Origin of the sequence: Streptomyces axinellae, from assembly GCF_039532135.1 — a bacterium.
Lineage (GTDB): Bacteria > Actinomycetota > Actinomycetes > Streptomycetales > Streptomycetaceae > Streptomyces > Streptomyces axinellae.
The window spans coordinates 320,337-343,147 of the sequence record NZ_BAAARJ010000004.1 but is presented as its reverse complement, the minus strand read 5'-3'; the positions used below and the strand labels follow the sequence as shown (position 1 = coordinate 343,147).

Annotated in this window: 22 protein-coding genes; 11 read left to right on the top strand and 11 right to left on the bottom strand. The window is 71.5% G+C overall.

Annotated features, from left to right (window positions below; translation table 11 throughout):
* Positions 1–16 precede the first annotated feature (16 nt).
* The 5 genes from icmA to ABD339_RS08005 all read right to left on the bottom strand — a co-directional run bounded on the left by icmA (position 17) and on the right by ABD339_RS08005 (position 3,898).
* On the bottom strand, positions 17–1,717 hold the full coding sequence (icmA, locus tag ABD339_RS08025; RefSeq protein ID WP_344563643.1) for a coenzyme B12-dependent isobutyryl-CoA mutase large subunit: 1,701 nt from the start codon (positions 1,715–1,717) through the stop codon (positions 17–19).
* A gap of 416 nt (positions 1,718–2,133) precedes the next feature.
* Positions 2,134–2,472: a DUF3817 domain-containing protein gene (locus ABD339_RS08020; RefSeq protein WP_344563642.1), complete on the bottom strand. Its 339-nt coding sequence runs from the start codon at positions 2,470–2,472 to the stop codon at positions 2,134–2,136.
* 121 nt (positions 2,473–2,593) lie between these two features.
* Complete coding sequence (locus tag ABD339_RS08015) at positions 2,594–3,112, bottom strand: MarR family winged helix-turn-helix transcriptional regulator (RefSeq protein WP_344563641.1); 519 nt, start codon at positions 3,110–3,112, stop codon at positions 2,594–2,596.
* 100 nt (positions 3,113–3,212) lie between these two features.
* Positions 3,213–3,509, bottom strand: coding sequence for an MTH1187 family thiamine-binding protein (locus tag ABD339_RS08010; protein ID WP_344563639.1), 297 nt, complete (start codon positions 3,507–3,509; stop codon positions 3,213–3,215).
* Positions 3,506–3,898, bottom strand: a complete 393-nt coding sequence (locus ABD339_RS08005) for a DUF3817 domain-containing protein (protein WP_344563637.1) — start codon at positions 3,896–3,898, stop codon at positions 3,506–3,508. The genes ABD339_RS08010 and ABD339_RS08005 overlap by 4 nt, the downstream gene beginning before the upstream one ends.
* Before the next feature lie 95 nt (positions 3,899–3,993).
* Between ABD339_RS08005 and ABD339_RS08000 the strand changes: the two genes are divergently transcribed.
* From ABD339_RS08000 to ABD339_RS07985, 4 genes are all read left to right on the top strand, one after another.
* Positions 3,994–4,635: an AIM24 family protein gene (locus ABD339_RS08000; protein ID WP_344563635.1), complete on the top strand. Its 642-nt coding sequence runs from the start codon at positions 3,994–3,996 to the stop codon at positions 4,633–4,635.
* Positions 4,635–5,285, top strand: a complete 651-nt coding sequence (locus ABD339_RS07995; RefSeq protein WP_344563633.1) for an AIM24 family protein — start codon at positions 4,635–4,637, stop codon at positions 5,283–5,285. The genes ABD339_RS08000 and ABD339_RS07995 overlap by 1 nt, the downstream gene beginning before the upstream one ends.
* Positions 5,282–6,076 (top strand): AIM24 family protein, encoded by a 795-nt coding sequence (locus ABD339_RS07990; protein ID WP_344563631.1) that lies wholly within the window; start codon positions 5,282–5,284, stop codon positions 6,074–6,076. Before ABD339_RS07995 ends, ABD339_RS07990 begins: the two co-directional genes overlap by 4 nt.
* A 101-nt stretch (positions 6,077–6,177) precedes the next feature.
* Entirely contained in the window at positions 6,178–6,654 is a 477-nt protein-coding gene (locus ABD339_RS07985; RefSeq protein ID WP_344563629.1) for a MarR family winged helix-turn-helix transcriptional regulator, read from the top strand.
* Between the two features lie 118 nt (positions 6,655–6,772).
* Here ABD339_RS07985 and ABD339_RS07980 read toward each other — a convergent pair whose 3' ends face one another.
* Complete coding sequence (locus ABD339_RS07980; RefSeq protein ID WP_344563627.1) at positions 6,773–8,311, bottom strand: sensor histidine kinase; 1,539 nt, start codon at positions 8,309–8,311, stop codon at positions 6,773–6,775.
* Positions 8,304–8,990 (bottom strand): response regulator transcription factor, encoded by a 687-nt coding sequence (locus tag ABD339_RS07975; RefSeq protein ID WP_344563625.1) that lies wholly within the window; start codon positions 8,988–8,990, stop codon positions 8,304–8,306. Before ABD339_RS07975 ends, ABD339_RS07980 begins: the two co-directional genes overlap by 8 nt.
* 125 nt (positions 8,991–9,115) lie before the next feature.
* On the opposite strand from ABD339_RS07975, the gene ABD339_RS07970 reads away from it, so the two are divergent.
* Positions 9,116–9,817 carry a PepSY domain-containing protein gene (locus ABD339_RS07970; RefSeq protein WP_344563623.1) on the top strand — a complete coding sequence of 234 codons (702 nt, stop codon included), beginning with the start codon at positions 9,116–9,118 and terminating at the stop codon, positions 9,815–9,817.
* A gap of 106 nt (positions 9,818–9,923) precedes the next feature.
* Here the strand turns inward: ABD339_RS07970 and meaB are convergent, their stop codons facing one another.
* Both meaB and ABD339_RS07960 read right to left on the bottom strand, forming a co-directional pair.
* A complete protein-coding gene (gene meaB, locus ABD339_RS07965; protein ID WP_344563621.1) occupies positions 9,924–10,880 on the bottom strand; it encodes a methylmalonyl Co-A mutase-associated GTPase MeaB in 957 nt (318 codons plus the stop codon).
* Between the two features lie 183 nt (positions 10,881–11,063).
* Complete coding sequence (locus tag ABD339_RS07960; protein WP_344563619.1) at positions 11,064–12,281, bottom strand: acetyl-CoA C-acetyltransferase; 1,218 nt, start codon at positions 12,279–12,281, stop codon at positions 11,064–11,066.
* A gap of 138 nt (positions 12,282–12,419) precedes the next feature.
* Here ABD339_RS07960 and mce point away from each other — a divergent pair, with 138 nt between their 5' ends.
* The 5 genes from mce (at position 12,420) to ABD339_RS07935 (ending at position 20,019) form a co-directional block, all read left to right on the top strand.
* A complete protein-coding gene (mce, locus tag ABD339_RS07955) occupies positions 12,420–12,860 on the top strand; it encodes a methylmalonyl-CoA epimerase (RefSeq protein ID WP_344563617.1) in 441 nt (146 codons plus the stop codon).
* Positions 12,861–13,397: 537 nt separating this feature from the next.
* Positions 13,398–16,814, top strand: coding sequence for a polarized growth protein Scy (gene scy / locus ABD339_RS07950; RefSeq protein WP_344563615.1), 3,417 nt, complete (start codon positions 13,398–13,400; stop codon positions 16,812–16,814).
* A gap of 124 nt (positions 16,815–16,938) precedes the next feature.
* Positions 16,939–17,892, top strand: coding sequence for a coiled-coil domain-containing protein (locus tag ABD339_RS07945; RefSeq protein WP_344563613.1), 954 nt, complete (start codon positions 16,939–16,941; stop codon positions 17,890–17,892).
* Positions 17,893–18,193: 301 nt separating this feature from the next.
* Positions 18,194–19,252, top strand: a complete 1,059-nt coding sequence (locus ABD339_RS07940; RefSeq protein ID WP_344563611.1) for an ABC transporter ATP-binding protein — start codon at positions 18,194–18,196, stop codon at positions 19,250–19,252.
* Positions 19,249–20,019, top strand: a complete 771-nt coding sequence (locus tag ABD339_RS07935) for an ABC transporter permease (RefSeq protein ID WP_344563609.1) — start codon at positions 19,249–19,251, stop codon at positions 20,017–20,019. The genes ABD339_RS07940 and ABD339_RS07935 overlap by 4 nt, the downstream gene beginning before the upstream one ends.
* A gap of 358 nt (positions 20,020–20,377) precedes the next feature.
* Here ABD339_RS07935 and ABD339_RS07930 read toward each other — a convergent pair whose 3' ends face one another.
* The gene (locus tag ABD339_RS07930; protein ID WP_344563607.1) at positions 20,378–20,740 is read right to left on the bottom strand and encodes an ATP/GTP-binding protein; all 363 of its coding nucleotides are present in this window, start codon (positions 20,738–20,740) and stop codon (positions 20,378–20,380) included.
* 297 nt (positions 20,741–21,037) lie between these two features.
* On the opposite strand from ABD339_RS07930, the gene ABD339_RS07925 reads away from it, so the two are divergent.
* Positions 21,038–22,114, top strand: coding sequence for an LLM class flavin-dependent oxidoreductase (locus ABD339_RS07925; protein ID WP_344563605.1), 1,077 nt, complete (start codon positions 21,038–21,040; stop codon positions 22,112–22,114).
* 135 nt (positions 22,115–22,249) lie between these two features.
* On the opposite strand, the gene ABD339_RS07920 is transcribed toward ABD339_RS07925, so the two are convergent.
* Complete coding sequence (locus tag ABD339_RS07920; RefSeq protein WP_344563603.1) at positions 22,250–22,642, bottom strand: SCO5389 family protein; 393 nt, start codon at positions 22,640–22,642, stop codon at positions 22,250–22,252.
* Between the last annotated feature and the right edge of the window lie 169 nt (positions 22,643–22,811).

Below are 22,811 nucleotides of genomic sequence, written 5' to 3'. Positions count from 1 at the left end.
GCGAGCGGTCGGGGATTCAGAAGACCGGCGGCTCCGTGTAGTCCCCCCACTCCTCGCGCAGGACCCCGCAGATCTCGCCGAGGGTCGCCTCGGCACGCACGGCCGCCAGCATCGGCTCGATCATGTTGGCCTCGCTCCTGGCGGCCTCGACCATCGCGGCCAGCGTGTCCCGCACGGCCGCCTCGTCCCGTCCGGCCTTGCGCCCGGCCAGCGCCCGCACCTGCTCGCGCTCGACCTCGTGGCTGACCCGCAGGATCTCCAGGTCTCCGGTGACCGAGCCGGTGTGGCAGTTGACGCCGACGACCTTTTTCTCGTTCTTCTCCAGCGCCCGCTGGTAGGTGAAGGCCGATTCGGCGATCTCGCTGGTGAACCAGCCGTCCTCGATCCCGCGCAGCAGGCCGGAGGTGATGGGCCCGACCGGGTACTGCCCGTCGGGTACGGCGCGGCGGCCCCGTTCCTTTATCTGGTCGAAGATCTTCTCGGCGTCGGCCTCGATACGGTCGGTCAGCGCCTCGACATACCACGAACCGCCCAGCGGGTCGGCGACGTTGGTGACGCCGCTCTCCTCCATGAGCACCTGCTGGGTGCGCAGCGCGATCTCGGCGGCCTGTTCGCTGGGCAGGGCGAGGGTCTCGTCCAGCGCGTTGGTGTGCAGCGAGTTGGTGCCGCCCAGGACCGCGGACAGGGCCTCGATGGCGGTGCGCACCACGTTGTTGTACGGCTGCTGCGCGGTCAGCGAGACCCCGGCCGTCTGGGTGTGGAAGCGCAGCCACTGCGCCTTCTCGCTCGTCGCGCCGTACACGTCGCGCATCCAGCGGGCCCAGATGCGGCGCGCGGCGCGGAACTTGGCGATCTCCTCGAAGAAGTCCAGGTGCGCGTCGAAGAAGAAGGACAGCCCCGGCGCGAAGGTGTTCACATCCAGCCCGCGCGAGAGGCCCAGCTCCACATAGCCGAACCCGTCCGCCAGCGTGTACGCCAGCTCCTGAGCGGCCGTCGCACCGGCCTCCCGGATGTGGTAGCCGGACACCGACAGCGGCTTGTAGGCGGGGATGCCCTGCGCGCAGTGCTCCATCAGGTCGCCGATCAGCCGCAGATGGGGCTCGGGCGGGAAGAGCCATTCCTTCTGCGCGATGTACTCCTTGAAGATGTCCGTCTGGAGCGTGCCGTTGAGCACGGCCGGATCGACACCCTGCCGCTCGGCGGCGACCAGGTACATGCAGAAGACGGGCACGGCGGGGCCGGAGATCGTCATCGAGGTGGTGACCTCGCCGAGCGGGATGCCGGAGAAGAGGACCTCCATGTCGGCGGCGGAGTCGATGGCCACGCCGCAGTGGCCGACCTCGCCGAGCGAGCGGGGGTCGTCCGAGTCCCGCCCCATCAGCGTCGGCATGTCGAAGGCGACGGACAGCCCGCCGCCGCCCGCCTTGAGGATCATCTTGTACCGCTCGTTCGTCTGCTCGGCGTTGCCGAACCCGGCGAACTGGCGGATGGTCCAGGTCCTGCCCCGGTAGCCGGTGGGGTAGAGCCCTCGGGTGTACGGGAACTCACCGGGCCAGCCGATGCGCTCGAACCCCTCCACGGTGTCTCCGTCCCGGGGCCCGTAGACCGGCTCGACGGGGTCGCCGCTGAGGGTGGTGAAATCCGCGTCCCGCTTGCGGGCCGCGTCGTAGCGCTCCTGCCAGCGGAGGCGCCCTTGAGCAATGGCGTCAGCATCCATACCACCGAATTTACTTGGACGTCCAAGTAAATGTCGATGACCACAGCCCCGCGCCCTCCCGGAAACGGGGATTCCGGGAGTTGGGAGGCAGTGGACGGCGGAGGCAGCCGGGGCCCCGGGGGCGGCTGCCGGTCCGACGGCCGCAACACGGCAGCGTCCGGACCCTCTGCCCCTCCGCCCCGCACGCGAGGTTCCGGCGGACGGACCTTGAGGGCCGGGCAGGGACCCGTGGGCTCCGGAGGCCGGGGCGCGGGCCGGGGCACCGCACGCGGAGCCCGCCCCGGGACTCCGGCACAGGGGCTCGACCCGGGCGGACCCGGGAGAACCGAACGCCGAACAGCGACGGTCCCGGCGCCGGCCGGCGACAGACTCAGGCACCGGCCGGCGGCGGTCTCACCGAAGGGAGCCCCCGGCGCTCACGCGCCGACCGGCGCCGCGCCCTCCTCCTTGACCAGAGGGGCGACCTCGCGCGTGACCTTGCGCTCGACGAAGAACGCCGCCGTGGGCACGGTGCCCGCCAGCAGCACCCAGATCTGCTTGCCGAGGGGCCACTTCGCCTTCTGCCCCAGGTCGAACGCGAAGATCAGGTAGAGGATGTAGAGCCAGCCGTGCGCGATGCCGACCACGCTGGTGAAGCCGGCCGCGCCGTCCATGCCCAGCAGATACTTGCCGATCACGCCCAGGGTCAGCAGCACGAGGAGCACGGCGGTGACGTAGGCCATGACGCGGTAGCGCGTCAGCACGCTTCGTTTCATGCGATCGAGCGTAGCCGCATCCCCGGGGCGGTCTTCCGGCCCCCCTCGGTCCGCGGAAGCAGTCCTTCCGCTCGCTTTCCGCCCACTTTCGGGGCGGGGCCCGGGCCGCGGAGGGCGGCGGTCAGCGGCCGGAGGGCTCCGCGAAGTCCCCGGCCGCCACCCGCAAGGGGCGCAGCAGCGTGAAGACCTCGTCCAGCTCTTCGGTGTCGTAGGCGCCCAGCCCGAAGTCCATCGCCATCAGGTCCTCGGTGGCCGCCTCGCACACCTCGCGGCCCTTGGGCGTGATCGCGGCGAGCGTGCCCCGGCCGTCGTTCGGGTTGGGCCGCTTTTCCACGAACCCCGCCGACTGGAGCCGGTCGACGGTGTTGGTCACCGAGGTGGGGTGCACCATCAGCCGCTCACCGATCTTCGACATCGGCAGCTCGCCCGCCTTGGAGAAGGTGAGCAGCACCAGGGCCTCGTACCTGGCGAACGTCAGCCCGTAGGGCTTGACCACGGCATCGACCTCGGCGAGCAGGATCTGCTGAGCCCGCATGATGGAGGTGATCGCGGCCATGGACGGCACGGATCCCCATCGCTGCTTCCAGTGTTCGTCGGCGCGGGCGATCGGATCGAACGACAGACTGAGCGGCTTGGACACGCATCGACCCTACCGGCCGGTCGCATGCGGGCCGAAGGCGTCTCACGCTCCGGGCGCACCCCGGCGCGGAGGATCGGCGCGCAGGATCGGGGCCCGGCCCTCAGCTCTCGGACAGGTGGCGGTCCACGGTCTCGACCTTCGAGGTGAGGCCGTCGGTGACGCCGGGCCTGATGTCGGCCTTGAGGACGAGCGAGACGCGCGGTGCGCGTGCCTCCACGGCGGCCACCGCGCGCCGCACCACGTCCATGCACTCCTCCCACTCGCCTTCCAGCGAGGTGAACATGGCGTCCGTGCGGTGCGGCAGACCCGAGGCGCGGACCACGCGCACGGCGTCGGCGACGTACTCCCCCACATCCTCACCGACACCGAGCGGCGTGACGGAGAAGGCGACGATCACGAGGCGACCGTGCTCTGCCCGGGTGCGCCGGTCTGCTCCTTGCGGGCGCGCGCGGCGATGACGCCGGACTCCTCTTCCTTGCGCAGCATCTTGTCCGCGAAGAAGCCGCCGGTGGGCAGGACGGAGAGGACGAAGTAGAGGGCGGCGCGGCCGAAGGGCCACTTGATGCGGTTCCACGCGTCCGCCCAGAACACGACATAGAGGATGAAGAGCACGCCGTGGACAGCGCCCATGACCGGCACGGCATTGAAGTCCGTGGTCCGCTTCAGTACGGAGCAGACCAGCAGCAGGAGGAAGGAGACCCCCTCGGGAACGGAGGTCAGACGCAGACGGCGGAGGGCGGAGACGGCCTTGGGCGGCAGGCCGCTAGGGGTTTCCAGTATGGCCACGGCAGGTCCTCATATCGTTTGTGAAGGCACGCACAAGCGCTTTCCATTGTGGCAGCCCTCCTGTCGGTCACGCCCCACAGGGTAGGTTTCGCCGTGTGGCTCAGTTCCAACTCCACGGCACCAAGGTGCTGGCCGTCACACTCAGCGGCGGCGAATCGGTGAAGGCGAAGAACGGCTCCATGGTCGCCTACGAGGGCGAGATGTCGTTCAAGAAGATGAGCGGCGGCGGCGAGGGTATGCGCGGCATGCTCACCCGCCGGCTCACGGGCGAGCAGATGACGGTGATGGAGGTGAAGGGGCAGGGCGTCTGCTATTTCGCCGACCGCGCCAGCGACATCAGCCTGGTCCGGCTCAACGGCGAGAAGCTGCACGTCGAGGCGAGCAACCTGCTGTGCGTGGACGGCGGCCTGCGCACCGGGACGACCTTCACGGGGCTGCGCGGCGCCTCGCAGGGCAACGGCCTGTTCACCACCTCGGTGGAGGGCACCGGGCAGGCGGCGGTCATGTCGTCGGGGCCCGCCGTGCTGCTGCGGGTGACGCAGAACACCCCGCTCCAGGTCGATCCGGGCGCCTACGTGGCCCACCAGGGCAACCTGCGGCAGAGCCTCCAGTCGGGCGTCAACTTCCGCACGCTGATGGGCGAGGGCTCCGGCGAGTCCTTCCAGGTCCGCTTCGAGGGCGACGGCCTGGTCTACGTACAGCCGAGCGAGCGGAACACGCTGGGAGGCGAGGTCTGATGCCGTTCCGGGAGATCTCATCGAAGCTGGTCGAGGCCCAGGTCGTGCCGGGTCAGCGGATGTTCAGCCAGCGCGGCGCGATGGTCGGCTACAAGGGCGAGGTGCGCTTCACGCCCAACATGCAGGGCGGCCAGGGCGGCGTGATGTCCATGATCGGGCGCCGGGTCGCGGGGGAGGCCACCCCGCTGATGACGGTCGAGGGCAACGGCACCGTCATGTTCGGGCACGGCGGCCACCACGTCGAGGTGATCAACCTGGACGGCGACACCCTCTGCGTCGAGGCCGACCGCCTCCTCGCCTTCGACGGCAGCCTCCAGCAGGGCACCCTCTTCCTGGGCAAGGACGGCGGGATCATGGGCATGGTGCGCGGGCAGGTCTCCGGACAGGGGCTGTTCACCACGACGCTCACCGGCAAGGGCGCGGTGGCCGTCATGGCGCACGGCGGCATCATCCAGCTCCCCCTCACCCCCGGCCGCCCGGTCCACGTCGATCCGCAGGCATATGTCGCCCACTTCGGCGACGTCCGCAACAAGCTTTCCTCGGCCCTGGGCTGGCGCGACATGGTCGGCCGCGGCTCGGGCGAGGCGTTCCAGCTCGAACTGTCCGGGAACGGGGCAGTTTTCGTCCAGGCCAGCGAGGAGAAGCTGTGACGACCGACGCGCCCCTGATCTTCGACGCAACGACGCTCCCGTCGAACGACAACGTCAATCCGTACGCCTTCAGCGTGGACCTCAACGGCCAGTGGTTCCTCCAGAAGGGCAAGATGATCGCCTATTACGGGCAGATCGACTTCCAGGGGGTCGGCCACGGCCGGCTGGACAGGCTGATCGCCTCCAGCTTCCACTCCCCGCTGCACGCCGCGGACTGGGTGGTCGCCGAGGGGCACGGCAAACTGCTGCTCGCCGACCGGGCCTTCGACGTCAACTCCTACGACCTGGACGACGGCAATCTGACGGTCCGCTCCGGCAACCTCCTCGCCTTCGAGCCGTCGCTCTCGCTGAAGCAGTCGATCATCCCGGGCTTTCTGACGCTGATCGGCACGGGGAAGTTCGTGGCCGCCTCCAACGGCGAGGTGCACTTCGTGGAGCCGCCGGTGCGGGTGGACCCGCAGGCGCTGGTCGGCTGGGCGGACTGCCCCTCGCCCTGCCACCACTACGACCACGAGTACCTCAAGGGCGTGATGGGCGGTATCCGCGCGATGACGGGGATGGGAGGCGCCTCCGGCGAGGAGCACCAGTTCGAGTTCGTGGGCGCGGGCACCGTCCTGGTCCAGTCGACCGAGGTGCTGATGGCCGAGCGCGATACGGGCGCGGTGCCGCAGCAGGCGGGCGTGCCGGGCGGCGGGCCGGGGGGTCACGGCGGACAGGGCGGCCACGGCGGCCAGCAGTCCCCGCAGTTGCCCGGCCAGCTCGGCAGCCTCCAGCGCCGGTTCGGGCTCTGACTCCGTTCACGTACCGGTAACGCTCCCGCCACGGCAACGCTCCGGTGTTTTAACACCACACCGAGTAAGCACGTGTGTACGACGCTAGGTAGTCTCAGGGCATGGACACCGACAACGGCACCCGTTGGCTGACGGAGGACGAGCAGCGTGCGTGGCGTACTCACCTGGACGTCAGCAGGCTGCTCAGCTACCAGATGGAGCGCGACCTTCAGCCCTTCGGACTGACCCTCAACGACTACGAGATCCTCGTGAACCTCTCGGAGTCGGCGGACCGCCGCATGCGGATGAGCGACCTCGCCTCGGTGACGCTCCAGTCCAAGAGCCGCTTGTCGCACCAGATCACGCGCATGGAGAAAGCGGAACTGGTCCGGCGCGAGAGCTGTGAGTCCGACCGGCGCGGCCTGTTCGCCGTGCTGACCGAGCGGGGCTGGCAGACCGTGCGCGAGGTGGCCCCGCACCATGTCTCCTCTGTCCGCCGCCACTTCATCGACCGGATGGCCCCGGCGGATCTGAGCCGCCTGGAGGCGACCTTGCGCCCGGTCGCCGAAAAGCTCAGGGCCGAGCGGGGGCGGATCTGACCTCCGGGGACCGAGGAGTCCCGACGGGCCAGGAAGCACTGGGGGCAGGAGGCAGGGGCAGGACAAGAGCCGGGGCCGGGCCGGAGCATGGGGAGGAGGCTCCGGGGCCGGTCCGGTCTCACCCCTCGGCCGCCAACGGGAGCCGGAGCACGAAGCGGGCCCCCGCGCCGGGGACGCCTTCCTCGGTCAGCGAGCCGCCGTGGCGGACGGCCACATCCCGGGCGATGGCGAGCCCGAGCCCGGCGCCGCCCTCATCCCGGCTCCGCGCCCCGTCCAGGCGTACGAACCGCTCGAAGATGCGCTCCCGTTCCGCCTCGGGCACCCCTTCCCCGTCGTCGGCGACGGCGAGGACGAGGGCCCCGTCCTCCTCGGTGAGGGAGACGCGCACCTCGGTCGCCGCATGCCGCTGCGCGTTGTCCAGCAGGTTGCCCAGCACCCGGGCCAACTGTCCCTCGGACCCGCGCACTTCGCCCTGTGCCGGCACCCCCTCGATCCGCACCGGATGCGGGTCCCCGACGCGCTGCGCCATCTCCTCCCGCAGCAGCGCGGCCGGCGACAGCCGCGCCTGGGCCGGTCGCTCCCCGGCGTCGAGCCGGGCGAGCAGCAGCAGGTCCGTGGCGAGGGCCTGGAGTCGGATGGTGTCCTCCACCGCGCCCTCCAGGTCGAGCAGTTCGGGGTGCGCGGCGGCCACCTCCAGCTGGGTGCGCAACGAGGCGACGGGGCTGCGCAGTTCGTGGGAGGCGTCGGCGATGAAACGGCGCTGGCGCTCGACGGAACTCTCCAGCGCGGCGAGCGTCTCGTTGGTCGTACGGGCCAGCCGGGCGACCTCGTCGCGCGAGTCCGGTTCGGGCACGCGGCGGGAGAGGTCGGTGCTGGCGGTGATGGCGCCCATCTCCTGCCGGATGCCCTCGACCGGCCGCAGCGCCCGCCGGGTGACCAGCCAGGTGACCCCCGCGACGACGACGAGCAGCACCGGCAGTCCGAACAGCATGGAGCGGGTGACGGAGGAGACGGCCTCCTGCTGGGCGTCCAGCGAGGCGCCGGAGTAGACGGTGACGGGCGTCCCGTCGCGGGTGCGGCTCTGGACACCCGCGACGCGGAACTCCTGGGTACCGACGGTGTCGTCCTTGTCGTAGGTGACCTCGCCGTCGTCGTCCACGGGGAGGGTGACGACCTCGCTCTTCTCGTCCGTGTCGATGTCCTGCCGGCCGGCGTCGGCGTCGGCGGCGTCATCGGAGTCGTCGTCGGAATCCGAGTCCGCGTCCGCGTCGTCCGACCCGGCATGACCGCCCCGCTTGTCACCTCCGCCACCCGTGTCGTCCCTGGCGGGGCTGCCGGGCTTGTCGGGGCGGGCGAAACCGGCCATCGGGGGCCGCCCTTCCAGGGGGTCGCTGGCGCCGAGCACCTTGCCGTCGGCATCGACGACCTGCGAGGGATCGTCGCCACCCAGCCCGTCCACGTCCCGGACTTCACGGTCGGGAACGTCGCCGACCTGGGCGGCCGTCGCGCGGGCCGCGTTCTCCGCGTTCAGCTTCGCCGTGTCGGCGAGCCCGGCGCGCAGGGTGCTGACGACGAAGAACCCGGCGGCGACCAGCGCGAGGGCCACCACGAGGGTCGCGCCGAGTGCGGCACGGGCGCGCACCGACCCCTTACGCACCGCGGCCACCGGCGCCCGCGCCCGCGTCGGCCAGCCGGTATCCGGCGCCGCGCACCGTGCTGATCCAGCCGGCGCCCAGCTTGCGGCGCAGCGCGCTGACGTAGACCTCCACGATGTTGACGTCGCCCTCGTAGGCGAAGTCCCAGACGTGTTCGAGGATCTCGGACTTGGAGACGACCTCGCCGCCGCGCACCGCGAGATATTCCAGTACCGCGAACTCCTTGGCCGTCAGCTCCACTTCGCGCTCGCCGACCGCGACCCGCTGCGCCCCGGGATCCACGCTCAGCTCGCCGAGGCGCAGCACCGTCCGGGCGCCCCGCGTGCGGCGGCGCAGCAGGGCGCGCACCCGCGCGAGGAGGACGACGTAGGAGAACGGCTTGGTCAGATAGTCGTCGGCCCCGGTATCCAGGCCCTCCGCCTCGTCGTACTCCCCGTCCTTGGCGGTCAGCATCAGCACGGGCGTCTCGTCGCCCGCCGCCCGCAGCGCCGCGCAGACGCGGTAGCCGTTCATGCCCGGGAGCATGATGTCGAGCACGATCAGGTCGTACTCGCTTTCGACCGCCCGGTGGAGCCCTTCGGTGCCGTCGTGGACGACGTCCACCGCGAAGCCCTCGGCCATCAGTCCCCTGGCGAGCGACTGGGCCAGTCGGCGCTCGTCCTCCACGATCAGCAGGCGCATGGGCCCAAGCCTGCCAAATCGCAGCTGAAGACGGCTTCAGGTAGCTTCAGCTTACGTTCAGCAACGGCAAGCCACCGTGGAGTCATCGAAAGCGAGAACGCGAACGACCCGAGGAGTCGAACGTCATGAAGCGCAAGGTCATCATCGCCACTGTCGCCGCCGCCGCACTGGTCGGAGGGGGTACGGCAACCGCGTTCGGGGCCGCAGGCAGCAACAGCGACGGCGGCGCGCAGTCGCAGTCCCACTCGAACGTGCGGGCGGCGGACCACGACGACGACCAGAACGGCGACGACCGCGACAGCGACGACCGCAAGGACGACCGCGACGACGACGGCCGCGACGGGCATGACGGCCATGACGAAACCGGCAGCCGGGCCGACCGCGCCGAGGAGACCGGCTCGGCCGACGTCTCCCTGAGCCGCGCGATCCAGGCCGTGCACAAGGCCGCACCCGGCGACATCAGCGAACTGGAGCTGGACACCGACGGCAACCGGCTCGTGTGGGAGGCCGACGTCCTCGGCAAGGACAACAAGTGGCACGAGGTGAAGATCGACGCCACCAAGGGTCAGGTCGTCAAGAACCGGATCGACGCGCACAAGGACGACGACCGCTCGGCGCCGCGCGCCGCCAAGCTGGACGCCGCGGCTGCGGGCAAGAAGGCAGCCGCCGTGACCAAGGGCTCCGTCACCTCTCTCGACCTGGAGCGCAACGGCCAGTGGGAGGCCGAAGCGGTCGACAAGCAGGGCACCGAGCACGAGCTGAACATCGACGCCGCCTCCGGCAAGGTCACCCACCACGAGACCGAGACGGCCGACAGCGACGACTGAGCGGCCGGCCCGGCCGGGCAGCCACGGCCCGCCGGTCGCTGCCCGGCAGCACCCGAGCCCCGCACCGGACCGGCCCCCGTCCGGCCCGGTGCGCCCGTCGAAGGCGTCACCCCTCGGTGACGCCTTCGACCAGTTCATCGGCGGCGGCGTACGGGTCCAGCGAGCCACTGAGCACCCGCTCGGCCAGCACATCGAGGCGCTGGCCGCCCCGCAGCTCGCCCATCCGCTCGCGCAGCGCGGTCACCGCGATCGCCTCGATCTCCTTCGCGGCCCGCGCCGCGCGCCGCTCGCCCAGGACGCCGCGCTCCGCCATCCAGCCCCGGTGCTTGTCCAGCGCGGCGAGCATGTCCTCCACGCCCTCGCCCCGGGCCGCCACGGTCTTGACCACCGGGGGCCGCCAGTCCCCCGGGCCGCGGGCCTCCCCCAGACCCAGCATGTGGTTCAGCTCCCGCACGGTGGCGTCCGCGCCGTCCCGGTCGGCCTTGTTGACGACGTAGACGTCGCCGATCTCCAGGATTCCGGCCTTCGCCGCCTGGATCCCATCACCCATGCCGGGGGCGAGCAGCACCACGCTGGTGTCGGCCTGCGCGGCGATCTCCACCTCGGACTGGCCCACGCCCACCGTCTCCACCAAGATCACGTCGCATCCGGCGGCATCCAGCACTCGGATCGCCTGCGGCGCGGCCCATGCCAGGCCCCCCAGATGGCCCCGGGTGGCCATCGAACGGATGTAGACCCCCGGATCGGAGGCGTGATCACCCATCCGCACCCGGTCCCCGAGCAGCGCGCCGCCCGAGAACGGCGAGGAGGGGTCCACAGCGAGCACCCCGACCCGCCGCCCCTGCTTCCGGTAGGCGCTGACCAGCGCGGACGTGGTGGTGGACTTGCCGACTCCTGGTGAACCCGTCAGCCCCACGACGAAGGCGTTGCCGCAGCGCGGAGCGAGGGCCGCCATGACCTCGCGGAGCTGGGGGGAGGCACCCTCCACGAGTGAGATCAGGCGCGCGACGGCCCGCGGCCTCCCCTCCCTGGCCGCCGTCACCAATGCCGCGACATCCACCATTTGCGACGCTCCGATCCTCACGCTCTGCCCAGGGCCGGTAAGCCTCTTACGGGATCTCCTGCGGGGTGTTCTGCGGACGGCCCGAGGGCCACCCGGCGGTCGCCCGCGAATTCGCCTGCGAATTCACCTGCGAGTTCGCCCGCGGAACCGCTCGCGAGCCGAGGCGCTTACGGGCTGGGTCTCTTACGGGACGCGGACGATCAACGCGTCGCCCTGCCCGCCCCCGCCGCACAGGGCAGCCGCCCCCAGGCCGCCACCCCGCCGCTTCAGCTCCAGCGCGAGGTGCAGCACCAGCCGCGCCCCCGACATCCCGATCGGGTGGCCCAGCGCGATCGCACCACCGTTCACATTCACCTTTTCGGGTCCCACTCCGAGGTCCTTCATTGACTGGTGCGCCACCGCGGCGAACGCCTCGTTGATCTCGATCAGATCGAGGTCCGCCACCGAGCGCCCCTCCTTCTTCAGCGCGTGCGCAATGGCGTTGGAGGGCTGCGACTGAAGGGAGTTGTCCGGCCCGGCCACGTTTCCGTGGGCGCCGATCTCGGCGATCCACTCCAGGCCCAGTTCCTCGGCCCGCGCCTTGCTCATGACGACGACGGCCGCCGCGCCGTCGGAGATCTGCGAGGCCGAACCCGCCGTGATCGTCCCGTCCTTGGCGAAGGCGGGCCGCAGCTTGCCCAGCGACTCGGCCGTGGTCCCGGCGCGGATGCCCTCGTCCTGTGAGACGAGCACCGGCTCGCCCTTGCGCTGCGGGCCCTTCTGGTCCGGGTAGGTGGCGACCGGGGTGATCTCGGCCTCGAACAGCCCGTCGCGCTGCGCCCGGGCGGCCCGCTGGTGGGACTGTGCGGCGATCTCGTCCTGTTCGGCGCGCCCGATGCCCAGCCGGGTGTTGTGCTTCTCCGTCGAGGCGCCCATCGCGATGCCCTCGAAGGAGTCGGTCAGCCCGTCGTGCGCCATGGAGTCGAGCATCTCGATCGCGCCGTATTTGTGGCCCACGCGGGAGTTGGGCAGCAGGTGCGGCGCGTTGGTCATGGACTCCTGGCCGCCCGCGACGACGATGTCGAACTCGCCCGCGCGCACGAGCTGGTCGGCCAGCGCGATCGCGTCGAGGCCGGAGAGGCAGACCTTGTTGACCGTCAGCGCGGGAACGCTCATCGGAATACCCGCCCGCACGGCGGCCTGACGCGCCGGAATCTGACCCGCGCCGGCCTGGAGCACCTGACCCATGATCACGTACTCCACCTGGTCACCGGCCACCCCGGCACGCTCCAGCGCGGCCTTGATGGCGAATCCGCCCAAGTCGGCCCCGGAGAAGGACTTCAGGGAGCCGAGCAGCCGCCCCATGGGCGTGCGGGCACCGGCGACGATCACGGAGGTGGTGCTGCTGGACGTAGCAGTCATGCGGGGAATTCCCTTCGGGCGGGAAGTTAACGAGGGTTACCACTCAACATACTGAGCGGTACCAGTCCGGGTCACCGGTCGGTGAGTGTGACCGTGCGCACGTTGCGTAACCGCGCGCGGAGCGCTGCACTGTCTCCCATGCTGACGCGTATCGACCACATCGGAATCGCCTGCCGCGACCTTGAGGCGACCGTCGATTTCTACTCGCGCACCTACGGCTTCCAGGTGTTCCACACCGAGGTCAACCAGGAACAGGGCGTGCGCGAGGCCATGCTGCGGATCAACGGGACGGACGACGGCGGCGCGTCCTACCTCCAGCTCCTGGAGCCCATCCGGGAGGACTCGGCGGTGGCCAAGTGGCTGGCCAAGAACGGCGAGGGCGTCCACCACATCGCCTTCGGCACCGCCGATGTGGACGCCGACTCCGAGGCCATCCGCGACAAGGGCGTCCGAGTCCTCTACGACGAGCCCCGCCGCGGCTCGATGGACTCCCGCATCACCTTCTTGCACCCCAAGGACTGTCACGGCGTCCTCACCGAACTGGTCACCGCCGCGGACCCGGACACCGCGAGCCACTGACCGGCGACGGACAGCTCGATGGCGCGGTGGGGGCGTTGGCGCGGTGGCGTGGAAGCACCGGAATTCCGCGGCCCACGCCCGGGGAATTGTCACAAGTCCTCACCGGATTGGTGACCGCGGCCACTCCGGCCGGCGCACGCCAGATGCCCGCCGACGCACGCCGGACGCTCGCCCACGGGGGCCGGTGAGCCGCCGATGAGCCGCCGATGAGCAGGACGCGGTAGACACGGCCCCACAGCCTGGGGCGCGCACACAGAGTCGGCCGCGGCGACCACGGGGAGCAACGGGCCACGGCGCGCGGAGCGCTCGCCTCCGGCCCTCCTCCTCAACGGACCACTGACGTCCGCTTCCGGGCCCGGTAGAGTGGCCCCTCGGCCGGGGCGGGCCCTCCCCACCCGACGAGATCTCCGGGCTGGGGGCTCGGTCCACGTTCCGCCGATGATCTGACACCATTTCCGGGAGACGCCGTACACACGGAGTCCACGGAGGGATCTCGGATCATCTCCACGACGACCAGGGGACGGATGGGACCGCGCAGTGCGGGGCAACGACCGCTACGAGGCTGACGACCACCTCTCGCAGTTCGAAGCCGAGATGGATCGGCTCAAGAAGGAGCGCGAGAAGGCCGTCGAGCACGCCGACGACCTCGGCTATCAGGTCGAAGTGCTGCGCGCCAAGCTGCATGAGGCGCGCCGCGCTCTCGCCACGCGCCCGGCCGGTTACGACAACCTCTCCCACCAGGCCGAGCAGTTGCTGCGCAACGCGCAGTTGCAGGCCGACCAGATGCGCGCCGACGCCGAGCGCGAACTGCGCGAGGCACGAGCCCAGACCCAGCGCCTGCTCCAGGAGCAGGCCGAGCAGCAGGCCCGCCTGGAGTCGGAGCTGCACACCGAGGCCGTACGCCGCCGCCAGCAGCTCGACCAGGAGCTGGCCGAGCGCCGCACCACGGTCGAGAACCACGTCAACGAGAACGTCGCCTGGGCCGAGCAGCTGCGCGCCCGCACCGAGCAGCAGGCCCGCCGCCTCATGGAGGAGACCAGGGCCGAGTCCGAGCAGTCGCTCACCCAGGCCCGCGCGGAGGCCCAGCGACTGGCCGAGGAGTCCCGGCAGCGGCTCACCTCGGAGGCCGAGCACGCGCGGAGCGAGGCCGAGTCGATCTTGCGCAGGGCCAGGGCGGACGCCGAGCGCCTGCTCAACGCCGCCTCCTCGCAGGCCCAGGAGGCCACCGACCACGCCGAGCAGCTGCGCACCTCCACGGCAACCGAGTCCGAGGCCAGCAGGCGCGAAGCCGCCGAGCTGGTCCGCAAGGCCGAGGAGCGGATGCGCGAGGCGGACACCGCGCTGCGCGAGGCCCGCGCCGAGGCCGCCCAGAAGCTGGAGGAGGCCGAGGAGGAGGCCGGCAAGCGGCTGGCGGACTGCGAGTCGGAGAACGAGCAGCGCAGCCGTACCGCCAAGGCCGAGGTCGCCCGCCTGGTCGGCGCGGCCACCAAGGATTCCGAGGCGCTCAAGGCCGAGGCCGAGCAGCTGCGCGAGGACGCCCGCGCCGAGGCCGAGCGGCTGATCGCCGAGGCCCGCGAGAAGGCCCGCACCACCACCGCCGAGGAGTCGGCCAACCAGCTCGCCGAGGCCGCCCGTACCGCCGAGGACGTGCTGAACAAGGCGTCCGAAGAGGCTCAGGCCACCACCAAGGCGGCGGCCGAGGAGGCCGAGCGGCTGCGCCGGGAGGCCGAGGAGGGGGCCGACCGGCTGCGCGCCGAGGCCCACGATGTGGCCGAGCACCTCAAGGGCGCGGCCAAGGACGACACCAAGGAGTACCGCGCCAAGACCGTCGAGCTGCAGGAGGAGGCGCGCAGGCTGCGCGGCGAGGCCGAGCAGCTGCGCGCCGAGGCGGTCGAGGAGGGCGAGAAGATCCGCGGCGAGGCCCGCCGCGACGCCGTCCAGCAGATCGAGGAGGCCGCCAACCGGGCCGAGGAACTGCTGGCCAAGGCCAAGGCGGACGCCGAGGACACCCGCTCGGACGCCGCCACGGAGAGCGAGCGGGTGCGCACGGAGGCCATCGAGCGCGCCACGACGCTGCGCAGGCAGGCCGAGGAGGCGCTGGAGCGGGCCCGCACCGAGGCCGAGGAGCTGCGCTCGCAGGCCGAGGAGCAGGCCGAGCAGACCCGCGCGGAGGCCGACGAGGCCGGGGCGCGCACCCGCGAGGAGGCCGAGCAGGCGGCCCGCGAGCGGAGGACCGAGGCCGAGGCGGAGCTGACCCGGCTGCGCGAGAGGGCCGAGGCCAAGCTCGCCGAGGCCGAGACCGGGCTGTCCGAGGCGCGCACCGAGGCGGAGCGGCTGCGGGACGAGGCCAGGGCCGAGACGGAGCGGCTGCGCACCGAGACGGCCGAGCGGGTGCGGGCGCTGCACCAGCAGGCCGAGGAGGAGGCCGAGCGGCTGCGCACCGAGGCGGCGGCCGACGCCTCGCAGTCCCGCGCCGAGGGCGAGTCGGTGGCCGTCCAGCTGCGCAGCGAGGCCGCCGCCGAGGCCGAGCGGCTGCGCGAGGAGGCACAGACCACCGCCGACCGGGTGCGCGCCGAGGCGGACGCGGCGGCCGAGCGGACGAACGCGGAGGCGGCCGAGGCGCTCAGCGCCGCCCAGGAGGAGGCGGCCCGCCGCAGGCGCGAGGCCGAGGAACTACTGGCGTCGGCCCGCGAGGAGGCGCACCAGGAGCGTACGCAGGCGCGCGAGCAGAGCGAGGAGCTGCTGGCCGGGGCCCGCAAGCGGGTCGAAGAGGCGCACACCGAGGCGGAGCGGCTGACCGACGAGGCCGAGCGGCGCGCGGCCGAGCTGATCTCCTCCGCCGAGGAGACCGCGCAGCAGGTGCGCGACTCGGTGGCACACCTGCGCGAGGAGGCCGAGTCCGAGATCGCGGGCCTGCGGTCGGCCGCCGAGCACGCGGCGCAGACCGTGCGCAGGGAGGCGCAGGAGGAGACGGACGCTGCCAAGTCGCTGGCGGAGCGCACCGTTTCGGAGGCGATGGAGGAGGCCGAACGGCTCCGCGCCGACGCCGAGCGGATCAGGGACGAGGCCCGCGAGGAGGCGGCCACCAAGCGCACCGAGGCCGCCGAACAGGCCGACCAGCTGATCGCCAAGGCCCAGGAGGAGGCGCTGGCCACCCAGGCCGCCGCCGAGCAGCAGGCCGACCAGATGGTGGGCGCGGCGCGTGCCGAGTCCGAACGCCTGGTGACCGAGGGGCGCGCCGAGGGCCGGGAGTTGGTCGAGCAGTCCCGCGCCGACGCCGACCGGCTGCTGGAGGAGGCGCGCAGCGACTCCTCCGCGATCCGCGAGCGCACCGAGGAGCTGCGCACCCGCATCGAGTCGGAGGTCGAGGAGCTGCACGAGCGGGCCCGCCGGGAGGCGGCCGAGGCGATGCAGTCGGCGGGCGAGCGCTGCGACAAGCTGGTCAAGGCGGCCGAGGAGCAGCTGGCCGAGGCGCAGGCGCAGGCCGAGCAGCTGCGCTCGGACGCCGACGCGGAGGCAGGCAAGGTGCGTATCGCCGCGGTGAAGAAGGCCGAGGGCCTGCTCAAGGAGGCCGAGCAGAAGAAGGCCGAGACGCTGCGGGAGGCCGCGCGGCTGCGCGAGGAGGCCGACGAGGAGGCCCGGCACACGGTCGAGGCCGGCCAGCGCGAACTGGACGTGCTGGTGCGGCGCCAGAAGGACATCAACGCCGAGATCTCCCGTGTGCAGGACGTGTTGGAGGCGCTGGAGTCGTTCGAGGCACCGGGCGGCGGCTCCTCGGATCCGGGCCCGGCCGCGGGCTCCGGTCCGGGTCCCGGCTCAGGCTCCGGCGGCTCGGGCCGCGGCTCTGGATCGGGGGGCAAAAAGGGCGGTGGCGGACCCGGCGCAAACGGTGGTGTGACAGCGGGCGTTGGCGCTGGTACAACTCGTTCGAGTGGCAAGGGTACAGAGAGTTAGCCACTCGAAGGAGGGCACATTCTCCAGATCAAACGGGCATAAGCTCGATGACACGCCGCTTCGGCCCCTAGGATTCCCCTTATCACTCCCCGTCTGATAACCCGTCTGAATCGACAGGAACCCCATGAGCGACACTTCCTCCCCCTTCGGCTTCGAGCTCGTGCGGCGTGGCTACGACCGCGGGCAGGTGGACGACCGCATCACGAAGCTCGTCGCCGACCGTGACAGCGCACTGGCCCGTATCACCTCTCTGGAAAAGCGCATCGAGGAACTCCACCTCGAAACGCAGAACGCCCAGGCACAGGTCAACGACGCGGAGCCGTCGTACGCCGGGCTGGGTGCCCGCGTCGAGAAGATCCTCCGTCTCGCCGAGGAGGAGGCCAAGGACCTGCGCGAGGAGGCCCGCAGGGCCGCCGAGCAGCACCGCGAGCTGGCCGAGGGCGCGGCCCAGCAAGTGCGCAACGACGCCGAGGCGTTCGCCGCCGAGCGCAAGGCGAAGGCCGAGGACGAGGGCACCCGCATCGTCGAGAAGGCCCAGGGCGAGGCCACCGCGCTGCGCAACGAGGCGCAGAAGGACGCACAGTCCAAGCGCGAGGAAGCCGACTCCCTGTTCGAGGACACCCGCGCCAAGGCAGCCCAGGCGGCGGCCGACTTCGAGACGAACCTGGCCAAGCGCCGCGAGCAGTCCGAGCGTGACCTGGCATCCCGTCAGGCGAAGGCCGAGAAGCGGCTCGCCGAGATCGAGCACCGGGCCGAGCAGCTGCGGCTGGAGGCGGAGAAGCTGCGCACGGACGCGGAGCGCCGCGCCCGGCAGACCGTCGAGACCGCACAGCGCCAGGCCGAGGACATCGTCGCCGACGCGAACGCGAAGGCCGACCGGGTGCGCAGCGAGTCCGAGCGTGAGCTGGCGGCGCTCACCAACCGCCGTGACAGCATCAACGCGCAGCTGACGAATGTGCGCGAGATGCTGGCCACGCTCACTGGCGCCGCTGTGGCCGCCGCCGGTCAGCCGGGCGAGGAGGCGGCCGACGGCGACGAGCAGCTCGGCCGCGGCGTCCCCGCCCAGCAGTCCCGCTGAACGCAGACGGCGCTTACGCCGCGGTATCCGTACCGCGACGCGGCCCCGCACAGCACGGCACCGCATCACGCGGCACGCACCGCGTGGCACCGCATCACGCGGCGCGCGGAGCCCGGAGGATCCCGGGCTCCGCGCGCCGCGTTGTTTCCCGGGCGGCCGGGCGGGCACACGGGTGTGGTTTCCGGCCCGCCGGGGCGGGCACACGGGGTGGGCCGGGAGGGATCCGGGTGGCTCGGGCGAGTCCCGATGCCGCATGGCTCACAAGTGGCGGGGAGGTGCGCGCGCGCTTAGCGTCGAAGGCATGATCGAGCTGCGGGACCTGACCAAAAGGTACGGCGAGAAGACCGCCGTCGACGGTCTCAGCTTCACGGTGCGCCCGGGTATCGTCACGGGCTTTCTGGGGCCGAACGGCGCCGGCAAGTCGACGACCATGCGCATGGTGCTGGGGCTCGATACACCGACCCACGGGAGCGTGCGCATCGACGGCGAGCCCTACAACCACATGCGCGAGCCGCTGCACAGCATCGGAGCGCTCCTGGAGGCGAAGGGCGTACACCCCGGCCGCACGGCCTACAACCATTTGCTGTGCATGGCACAGTCCAACGGCATCCCCGAGCGCCGGGTCGGCGAAGTGCTGGAGATGGTGGGGCTCCAGGATGTGGCGCGCAAGCGGCCGAAGGGTTTCTCGCTGGGCATGGGGCAGCGGCTCGGCATCGCCGGAGCGCTGCTGGGCGATCCGCGGATCCTGATGTTCGACGAACCGGTCAACGGCCTCGACCCCGAGGGCATCCACTGGATCCGCACGCTCATGCAGCACTTGGCCCGCGAGGGCCGCACGGTGTTCGTCTCCAGCCATTTGATGAGCGAAATGGCGCAGACCGCACAGCATTTGGTCGTCATCGGACAGGGCAGGCTGCTGGCCGACACCACGATGTCGCAGTTCATCGCGGAGAACTCGCGTACCCGCGTGCGCATCCGGACGCCGGAGCCCGAGCGGATGCAGGATGTGCTGGTCGCCGAAGGGCTGCGGCCGGTGGCCGGCCATGAGGGGTCGCTGGAGGTCGAAGGCGGGGATGCGGCACGCATCGGTGAACTGGCGGCCTCGCACGGGCTGGTGCTGCACGAGCTGAGCCCGCAGCGCGCCTCGCTGGAAGAGGCGTTCATGCGGCTGACCGCGCAGAGCGTCGAATACCACGCCTTCGCCCCCTCCGACGGCCCGGACTCGGGCGGTCCCGCGGGACCCGGCGGGCCTGGGGAACCCGGCGGTCAAGCCCCGCAGCCCGGTGGTCCCGCCGCCCCGCCCGGCCGGCCGTCCCAGCCCGCCTGGGGGCAGAGCTGGAAGAAGGGGCGTGAGCGATGACCCACACGATGCGCGTGCTGAAGTCCGAGTGGACGAAGGTCCGTTCCGTACGCTCCACCCTGTGGACGCTGGCCACCGCCTTCATCGTCACGGTCGGCCTGGGCGCCCTGATCTGCGCGCTGACCGAGTCCGGCTTCGGCGACAGGTCGCCGGCCGACCGGCGCACCTTCGACGCCACATTCATCAGCTTCGCCGGAATGGGGCTCGGCCAGCTCGCGATGATCGCGTTCGGCGTCATGGTCGTCTCGGCCGAGTACAGCACCGGCATGATCCGCAACTCGCTGGCCGCGGTGCCGCAGCGCAGCACTTTCCTGTGGTGCAAGATGCTGGTGGTAGGGCCGTTGGTACTGGTCATCGGCATGATCACCAGCTTCGTCACCTTCTTCCTCGGCCAGGCGCTGCTCGGCTCGCACGGCGTGGGGATCGGCGATACCGGCGTCCTGCGCGCGGTGATCGGCGGCGGCATCTACATGGCGCTGATCTCGCTCTTCTCCGTCGGCATCACCTTCGTACTGCGCAGCCCACTGCTGGCGTTCGCGATCCTCATGCCGTGGTTCTTCCTGGTCTCCAACATCCTGGGGCAGGTCCACGCGACGAAGAAGGTCGCCGAGTACCTCCCCGACCAGGCGGGCACGGCCGTGATGTCGGTGGTGCCCGAAACGCTCAACCGCCCCTACGGCCCCTGGGAAGGGCTGTTGATCATGGCGGCCTGGACCGCCGCCGCACTCGTCGCCGGCTTCATCGTCCTCAAGGAGCGCGACGCCTGAGCCCCTTGACGGCTCGCCCCGGGCCTTCGTGCCCATGTCGGGCTCATGCCGTGCCAGATCCGCGTCATCGCTCTCGCCGGGTTCATCGCACCTTGACCGCGCTGCTCGGCTCGGGGCCGCCCAGCGACCGGACGCCTCCCTCATACGGGGCACCCCACGGCCTCGCGGGCTCCTTCGAAGGGGGGAAGATCGTCACCGACAGCGGCCGGCGGCCGGGCGCGGGTCTCCATGCAGGGCTGCTGGGGCTGCCCGGGCTGTCGGGCGGGCCGGCCGTGTTCCCGCTCGTGGTCCTCGCGTGGCGTACGCGCTGCTCCACAAGGAGGCTGTGCAGCCCCCGCCCGCCGGGACTGGTGCCCCGTCAGTAGCGCGGCGCGTTCCGGGAGCGCTGGAGTCTGACAGTCCGGCGGTCCCGCGCGTTCCAGCACGCGCGGTGCCAGTGTCGCCGGTCTGCCACATCCCCCTGGCTCGGCCAGGCCACCACATGCGGCACACCGGGTGGAATCTCCTGATCACAACCGGGGCAGCGGTAGTGCTTGGTCGCCGCACCGCCGCTTATCTGCCGGACCGACCACTCCTCTCCCTGCCAGTCCTCCGTGTGCTCCAGGCCGTAGCGCATCCGGGCCTCTCCCTCCTCCTCACCTCGTCGCGCCGCCGGAGCGAAGCGTGCGGCCTTGACCGAACGGGCAGCTCCGCCACGGGAGCGGTTACGTCGCGGGGACACTGGGGCACCTCGGGGGTCAACGGGGACGGGGGCGAACGGCCGGCGGAGAGGCCGTGATGTATTCCAGCCTACGCAAACGGGCCCGGGGGCCTGTCGGCTGTCCACAGGCGGGGGGAGATTGGCGTTCATCGGACCAATGCCATGCCGGACCGTGCCCTCGGCCCGGCTGAGGCGTTATTGCTGGATGGGATGCCACCTCGGCGCGGGCGCCGGGCCCAGGCCCCCCGGAGCGGCCCAGGAGCGGACTCGGAACGGTCGCGCGGGTGGCCACAAGGGCAGTCACAAAGGCGGTGAGGCATGCGAGTTGGGGCTTTTGTCCTGGGAGCCCAATTCCCGGGCCAGGGGCAGAGCGAGGCGCTGGAGCGGGTGGTACGCGCCACCGAGGCGGCGGAGGAGTCCGGCCTGGACGCCGTCTGGCTCGCGGAGCACCATTTCGTCCCGTACGGGGTGTGCCCCTCGGCGGTGACGCTCGCGGCGCTGCTGCTGGGGCGCACCCGGCGGATCGGCGTAGGGACGGCCGTCACCGTGCTGCCCAATGTGCACCCCGTCGCGCTGGGCGAGCAGGCGGCGCTGCTCCATCTCCTCTCCGAAGGCCGCTTCGCCCTCGGCGTCGGCAGGGGCGGACCCTGGGTGGATCTGGAGGTCTTCGGTGGCGGTCTGGCCGCCTTCGAGAAGGGCTTCCCGGAGGCGCTGGACCTGCTGCTGCGCTGGCTGTCGGAGGAACAGGTGGGCGCGGACGGTGAGCGGTACCGCTTCCGCCCCGTGTCCGTGGTGCCCCGCCCGCGCCGGGTGCCCGTAGCGCACGCCCCGGCCGGCCGCGCGGACGGGGACAGCGGCGCCGGCCCGCGCGTCGTGGTGGCCTGCACCTCCCCCGGCACGGTCCGGCTCGCCGCCGCACGCTGTTTGCCGATGCTGCTGGGCATGCACAGCGGGGACGAGGAGAAGGCGGAGATGGCCGCGATGTGGCGGCGCGAGGCGCTGGCCCGCGGCCATGGAGCGGATGCGGTGGAGGCGGCGGCGGACTGGCATGTGTCGGCCGGTCTCGTGCAGGTGGGTGACTCGCACGGGCAGGCGCGGGAAGAGCTGACGAGGGCGATGCCCGGCTGGCTGCACGAGGGGCTGGGCGCCCATGTGACGGTGGACGGGCGTGAGCGCAGCATGCGCGACCCGCTCGGCTACACCGAGCTGTTGTGCGACCTGCATCCGGTGGGCGCGCCGCAGCTGTGCGCCGACCGGCTCGCGGCGACCTCGGAGCGCACCGGGATCAGCCGCTTCGCTCTGCTGGTCGAGGGCACGGGCGAACTGGGCGGCACGGAGCGCAACATCCAGCGGCTGGGCGAGGATGTGCTGCCGCTGCTCGGACAGGGCGGGTAGGCGGGTGAGTCCGCAGGAGCGGCAGGACCAGCCGGACCGGCGGGTCCGGCAGACCGGTGGTCCCGCGTGCGGCTGAGGCGCGTTGCGACGGTGGCAGTCCACCGTCGCAACGGCGCATAGCGGAACAGCGCGGTCTCAGCAGTCCCGTAGCTCCGGAGACTGGTTGAGCAGTTGGCCCCTGATAGAGGTGAAGCGAGCGTGCCGCTCGTCAACGGACGGGTCGAGCGGGAAGACGGCTACCCGGTGGCAGTTCTGGAAGGCGAGCCGCACTCCGAAGTGCCGCTCCAGCGCCCCCCGGATCGCATCACTCGCCAGTGCGCGCAGCAGTTGTCCTCGGTGCTGCTCATCCGGCGGCGGCGTCTGGTTGTCGGCGAACTCGCCGCCGTCCACCTTCAGCTGCGCGACCAGCGAGCTGATCATCTCCCAGGCGTACGGCAAAGAAGTGCGGACGCAGTCGACGAACGCCGCCTCATCCACCTCGCCACGCTCAGCCTGTTCCAGAAGCGCAGGTGGGACGTCGAGCGACATGGGCTCTCCTCTCACGGACCCGGCCGGGGCCGGGGTCTCTTGGGGTGATGGGACCTCACCGTGTAGTCGCGCGACCTCAGACGGCAACGCCCTTCTTCACCGTAAGGCCCGCATGCCGTGGCCAGCATGAGAATGGGAATACTCGCGCCACTGTCGAACAGGTCCATCA